We start from the raw sequence: 5,353 nt of genomic DNA on the forward strand, positions 1-5,353 counted from the left end.
GTGTTTCGAGCAGACCGTCCGGCCGGCTCATGCCCAGTTTGTCACTGGCCAATTGCGCAGGCGGGGCCTTGGGTTTGTGCAGGAACCAGCCCAATCCGCCCGCCACTCCGGCCACCAGGCATAGCCCGATCACCAGCGCTGGCCAGCGGCGAGGAGGTTTGGCAGCGGGTGCGGCGGCCGGGGAAGCTGCTGGTGGAATCGTGTTATCACTCATGTTCACGCTCATTTTCACAAGGCTGAATTCAACCGTGGTGCGGGATGTTTAATAGTTGAAAGTCTTGACCAGCAGCAGGTCGCCGATCGCCCGCAAGGGCACGATGAACGTCTCGCGTTTTTCGTCGACGGTGTTTTCATTGAGCACCAGATTGATTTGCGAGGTGATCACCTCGTTCTGGTTGCTGTTCTCATCGAAGTTATAGCCGCCGCTGCCGTAGTTGCCCCAATAGTTCACGTAAACCAGATAGGTGCCGTGCATCGGCGCAGTCATGGTGAACATTTCAGGGCCAGGGCCATCGACCCCGTCCGGGTCCAGCCCACCGCCGTTGCTCATCGCCGGACTGGCCCAGAACGCGTGCTGGCCGTCGGGGGTAATGATGTGCAGGTCGAGTTCGGCCTTGGGATCGTCCCAGCCCAGCACCACGCGAATCCGCGCCGGGGTGCGCAGGTTATTGGCTTCATAGAATTGAACGCGCTTGAGCGACTTGCCCTCGGAACTGCGCACTTCGACGCTGTTGGAACCGGCGCCGAACGCATACGGGCGGGCAAAACGCCCTTGATCGTCGGTGTACAGATTCAGGGGATTGCCGTTGACCGCCAGGCTGTGGGGCGGACGGAGCGTGCCGAGGGCCTTGAGCTGGCCTTCGATCATTGTGCGATTGCGCTGCACGCCCCGGTCGATGGGCGGTGTGGGATAGGCGACGCGAGGGTTTTCACTGCGGTCCAGCAAGCCGTGATAGCGCCAACCACCCACCGGTTCCGATAGCTCGGCCGTGGGCTCGGCCCGCGCCACTTGAGCGCAGACCAGCGTAATCAGCAGTGAAAGAACCCAACGCATGTGACGCCTCCTGCCATGCATAACGAAACCTGGCGCCTGATCCTCGGCGCGTTACAGATCAAAAAAACTGCGTTTCGTCAGAAGACCCTGAATATAGGGTCGTTGAAGGCGCGAAGATTAGCCATTCGGCAGTTTTTTAACAATCAGATACATCTATATTTGCGGTGAGAATCACGGTGTTTGTTGGGCGTGAGCCGAATAGCGATCTTATTCGGCTCATAAAGTGAGCCGAATAATCCACACAACCTATATAGACGACATACATCTGTGGCGAGGGAGCTTGCTCCCGCTGGGTAGCGTAGCGGCCCCAAAACCATACATCGCGTTTATTCAGGCCTACCGCGTCCAGAGGCTCGCGACTGCTGCGCAGCCGAACGGGAGCAAGCTCCCTCKCCCCAAGGTGTGTTGTCACCCCGGAACTGCTGCTCCAAATGGCCCAGCTCATTTGCCCATACCCCCCATGTCTGCTAGTGTCGCGCCGGTTTAACGTCAACCGGAAATAGCCGCCATGGCCCGCAAAAAAGCTGCACTGGATTTCGAACAATCCCTCGCTGACCTGCAAACGCTGGTGGAGCGTCTGGAGAACGGCGAATTGTCGCTGGAAGACTCGCTGACCGCTTTCGAGCAGGGCATCGGGCTGACCCGTGATTGCCAGGCGGCGCTGGCCCAGGCCGAGCAGAAGGTTCAAGTGCTGCTCGAGCGTGATGGCGAGTTGGCCGAGGAACCCTTCGACGCGGATCAGCCAGAATGATTGCAGCGTATTCGGCAGCCAGCCAGGCCCGCGTCAATGCAGCACTGGAAACCCTGTTCAACCCGCCGAGCCCTGAGCTCGCCCGCCTCTATGAAGCCATGCGCTACAGCGTGATGAATGGCGGCAAGCGTGTACGTCCGCTGCTGGCCTACGCCGCGTGTGAAGCGCTGGGCGGCAAGGCCGAGCAAGCCAACGGCGCAGCCTGCGCGGTTGAGCTGATCCATGCCTATTCGCTGGTGCACGACGATTTGCCGGCCATGGACGATGACGACCTGCGTCGTGGCCAGCCGACCACCCACAAGAAATTCGACGAAGCCTGCGCGATTCTCGCCGGCGACGGTTTGCAGAGCCTGGCCTTCAGCGCCCTGCTCGACCCACGCCTGAGCTCGTCGGATACCGAAACCCGGCTGCAGATGGTCAGCGCCCTGGCGCTGGCCGCAGGCCCGGCGGGCATGGTCGGCGGGCAAGCCATCGATCTTGGCTCGGTGGGACTGAAGCTCGATCAAAAAGCCCTTGAATACATGCATCGGCACAAGACCGGCGCGTTGATCGAAGTCAGCGTCAAACTCGGTGCCCTGGCCAGTGGCCGTGCCGAGAAGGACGAACTGAAGTCGCTGCAAAGTTATGCACAGGCCATCGGCCTGGCATTTCAGGTCCAGGACGACATTCTCGACGTCGAAAGTGACACCGCCACCCTAGGTAAACGCCAGGGCGCCGACATCGCCCGGGACAAGCCGACCTACCCGGCGCTGCTCGGTCTCGACGCGGCCAAGGCCTACGCTCTGGAACTGCGCGACCAGGCCCTGCACGCACTGCGACCGTTTGACGCGGCAGCCGAGCCCTTGCGCGATCTGGCCCGGTACATCGTTGACCGCCGCAACTGACGGCGTATCCGCCAAAAAAGACCAACGCGTGGGCAGGGGGCGATGCATCAGGTAAACTGCCGCATCTTTTATACCTATAACGATTCGCCTGATGCCCACGACGTTTCATGAGATTCCCCGTAAGCGCCCGACCACGCCCCTGCTCGACCGTGCCAACACGCCGGACGGCCTGCGCCGGTTAGGCGAAGCCGAGCTGGAAACCCTGGCTGATGAGTTGCGCCTGGAATTGCTCTACACGGTCGGCCAGACCGGTGGGCATTTCGGTGCCGGCCTGGGCGTGATCGAGCTGACCATCGCGTTGCACTACGTTTTCGACACCCCGGACGACCGGCTGGTGTGGGACGTGGGTCATCAGGCCTATCCGCACAAAATCCTCACCGGCCGTCGCGCGCGCATGAGCACCCTGCGCCAGAAGGATGGCATCGCSGCCTTCCCGCGTCGYTCCGAGAGCGAGTACGACACCTTTGGCGTCGGCCACTCCAGCACCTCGATCAGCGCAGCGCTGGGCATGGCCATTGCCGCCCGCCTGCAACACAGTGATCGCAAGGCAATCGCGGTGATCGGCGACGGCGCACTGACCGCTGGCATGGCCTTCGAGGCGCTGAACCACGCGCCGGAAGTGGACGCCAACATGCTGGTGATCCTCAACGACAACGATATGTCGATCTCGCGCAACGTCGGCGGGTTGTCGAACTATCTGGCGAAAATCCTTTCCAGCCGCACTTACGCAAGCATGCGCGAAGGCAGCAAAAAGGTCCTGTCGCGCCTGCCCGGCGCCTGGGAAATCGCCCGTCGCACCGAAGAATATGCCAAAGGCATGCTGGTCCCTGGCACGCTGTTCGAAGAGTTGGGCTGGAACTACATCGGCCCGATCGATGGCCACGACCTGCCGACCCTGATCGCCACCCTGCGCAACATGCGCGATCTGAAAGGCCCGCAATTCCTGCACGTGGTCACCAAGAAGGGCAAAGGCTTCGCCCCGGCGGAAGTCGACCCGATCGGTTACCACGCCATTACCAAACTCGAACCGCTGGACGCTCCGGCCGCCGCGCCGAAAAAAGCCAGCGGGCCGAAATATTCCGGTGTGTTTGGTGAGTGGCTGTGCGACATGGCCGCAGCCGATCCGCGCCTGGTCGGGATCACCCCGGCGATGAAGGAAGGCTCCGACCTGGTGGCCTTCAGCGAACGCTTCCCGACGCGCTATTTCGACGTGGCGATTGCCGAGCAACACGCCGTGACCCTGGCAGCCGGCATGGCCTGTGAAGGCGCCAAACCGGTGGTGGCGATCTATTCGACCTTCCTGCAACGCGGTTACGACCAGCTGATTCATGACGTCGCGGTACAAAACCTCGACGTACTGTTCGCCATCGACCGCGCCGGCCTGGTGGGCGAAGACGGCCCGACGCACGCAGGCAGCTTCGACCTGTCGTTCCTGCGTTGCATCCCCGGCATGCTGGTGATGACCCCGAGCGACGAAAACGAACTGCGCAAAATGCTCAGCACCGGCCACCTGTACAACGGCCCGGCGGCGGTGCGTTACCCGCGTGGCACCGGCCCGAATGCACCGATCGCGAAAGACCTCGAACCGATTGAAATCGGCAAGGGCGTGGTTCGTCGCCAGGGCAGCACAGTCGCCCTGCTGGTGTTCGGCGTGCAACTGGCCGAGGCACTGAAAGTCGCCGAGAAGCTGGATGCGACGGTCGTCGACATGCGTTTCGTCAAACCGCTCGACGAAGCACTGGTTCGCGAAATCGCCGGCAGTCACCAATTGCTGGTGACCGTCGAAGAGAACGCGATCATGGGCGGCGCCGGTGGCGCGGTCAGCGAGTTCCTCGCCCGCGAGAACATCCTCAAGTCGGTGCTGCACCTGGGCTTGCCAGACATCTATGTCGAACACGCCAAGCCTGCGCAAATGCTCGCCGAATGCGGGCTGGATGAAGCCGGGATCGAAGAGGCGGTGCGTCAGCGCCTGCAATTGCTGAATATCTGATCCTCTGGCTACATGCAAAACCCTGTGGGTTGCGCTGCAACACCGCCTCCACACTGACCTGCGGTGCAGGCTGTGGCAGGTCGGCAAACACATTGCTTGCCCCGCAAACCTGTAGCGCATCACTGATGATCTGCCTTCCGCCCACGGTGTACAGCGGCCGATCCCAGACTTGATAAAACACCCGCAGCGGCTCGTCCCTTCGATAGCGCTGGCGCAAGGAGTCGAGTCGCTGACGCAGTTTTTTGGCCAATGCAACGCCCCGCTCCGCTCGCCCGAGTTGCGTGGCTATCGCTTCGATCTGCACAGTGAGTTGTTCGAGGTTATGCGGTTCGGCGACATAGGTGGGAATGTTCAGCCGTTTGAGCTGTTCACGCTGAGCCGGCCCCACACTGCCCGGCCAGAGCAGCAGTAAATCAGGTTTGAGGCTGAGCAACCGTTCGATGTCCAACTGACCGTAGCGGCCCACCGAAGGAATGTCTTTGAGCTCGGCCGGACGCTCACCGGCATCCAGCACTCCGACCAGCAGGTCAGCCGAATTCAGTTCAATCACGATTTCGGAAAGCGACGGTGCCAGGCTGACAACCCGCTCGGCCGCAGCTGCCGGACCACCGATGGCCAGCAACAGGACTGCCAGCCAGACGCAGCGCATCAGCCGAGTTGACGCGGGATACGGT

The 5,353-nt window shown here is 61.7% G+C and carries 4 protein-coding genes and 2 pseudogenes; 3 read left to right on the plus strand and 3 right to left on the minus strand.

Annotated elements, in window-relative coordinates; all coding sequences use genetic code 11:
* Both AC1DLB_RS21645 and AC1DLB_RS21650 read right to left on the minus strand, forming a co-directional pair.
* A pseudogene (locus AC1DLB_RS21645) lies at window positions 1–214 on the minus strand (DUF2138 domain-containing protein); the annotation flags it as partial.
* 48 nt (window positions 215–262) lie between these two features.
* On the minus strand, window positions 263–1,054 hold the full coding sequence (locus AC1DLB_RS21650; RefSeq protein ID WP_018925700.1) for a YfaP family protein: 792 nt from the start codon (window positions 1,052–1,054) through the stop codon (window positions 263–265).
* A 508-nt stretch (window positions 1,055–1,562) separates the two neighbouring features.
* Here AC1DLB_RS21650 and AC1DLB_RS21655 point away from each other — a divergent pair.
* The 3 genes from AC1DLB_RS21655 to dxs all read left to right on the plus strand — a co-directional run bounded on the left by AC1DLB_RS21655 (window position 1,563) and on the right by dxs (window position 4,679).
* Window positions 1,563–1,805, plus strand: a complete 243-nt coding sequence (locus tag AC1DLB_RS21655; protein ID WP_007894317.1) for an exodeoxyribonuclease VII small subunit — start codon at window positions 1,563–1,565, stop codon at window positions 1,803–1,805.
* Entirely contained in the window at window positions 1,802–2,689 is an 888-nt protein-coding gene (gene ispA, locus AC1DLB_RS21660; RefSeq protein ID WP_111454196.1) for a (2E,6E)-farnesyl diphosphate synthase, read from the plus strand. Before AC1DLB_RS21655 ends, ispA begins: the two co-directional genes overlap by 4 nt.
* 91 nt (window positions 2,690–2,780) lie before the next feature.
* A complete protein-coding gene (gene dxs, locus AC1DLB_RS21665; protein WP_018925697.1) occupies window positions 2,781–4,679 on the plus strand; it encodes a 1-deoxy-D-xylulose-5-phosphate synthase in 1,899 nt (632 codons plus the stop codon).
* Here the strand turns inward: dxs and AC1DLB_RS21670 are convergent.
* Window positions 4,666–5,328: pseudogene (locus tag AC1DLB_RS21670) on the minus strand (helical backbone metal receptor); the annotation flags it as partial. The gene dxs and the pseudogene AC1DLB_RS21670 sit on opposite strands and share 14 nt — an antisense overlap.
* Window positions 5,329–5,353 lie beyond the last annotated feature (25 nt).

The organism is Pseudomonas sp. 05N434 (genome assembly GCF_056396965.1).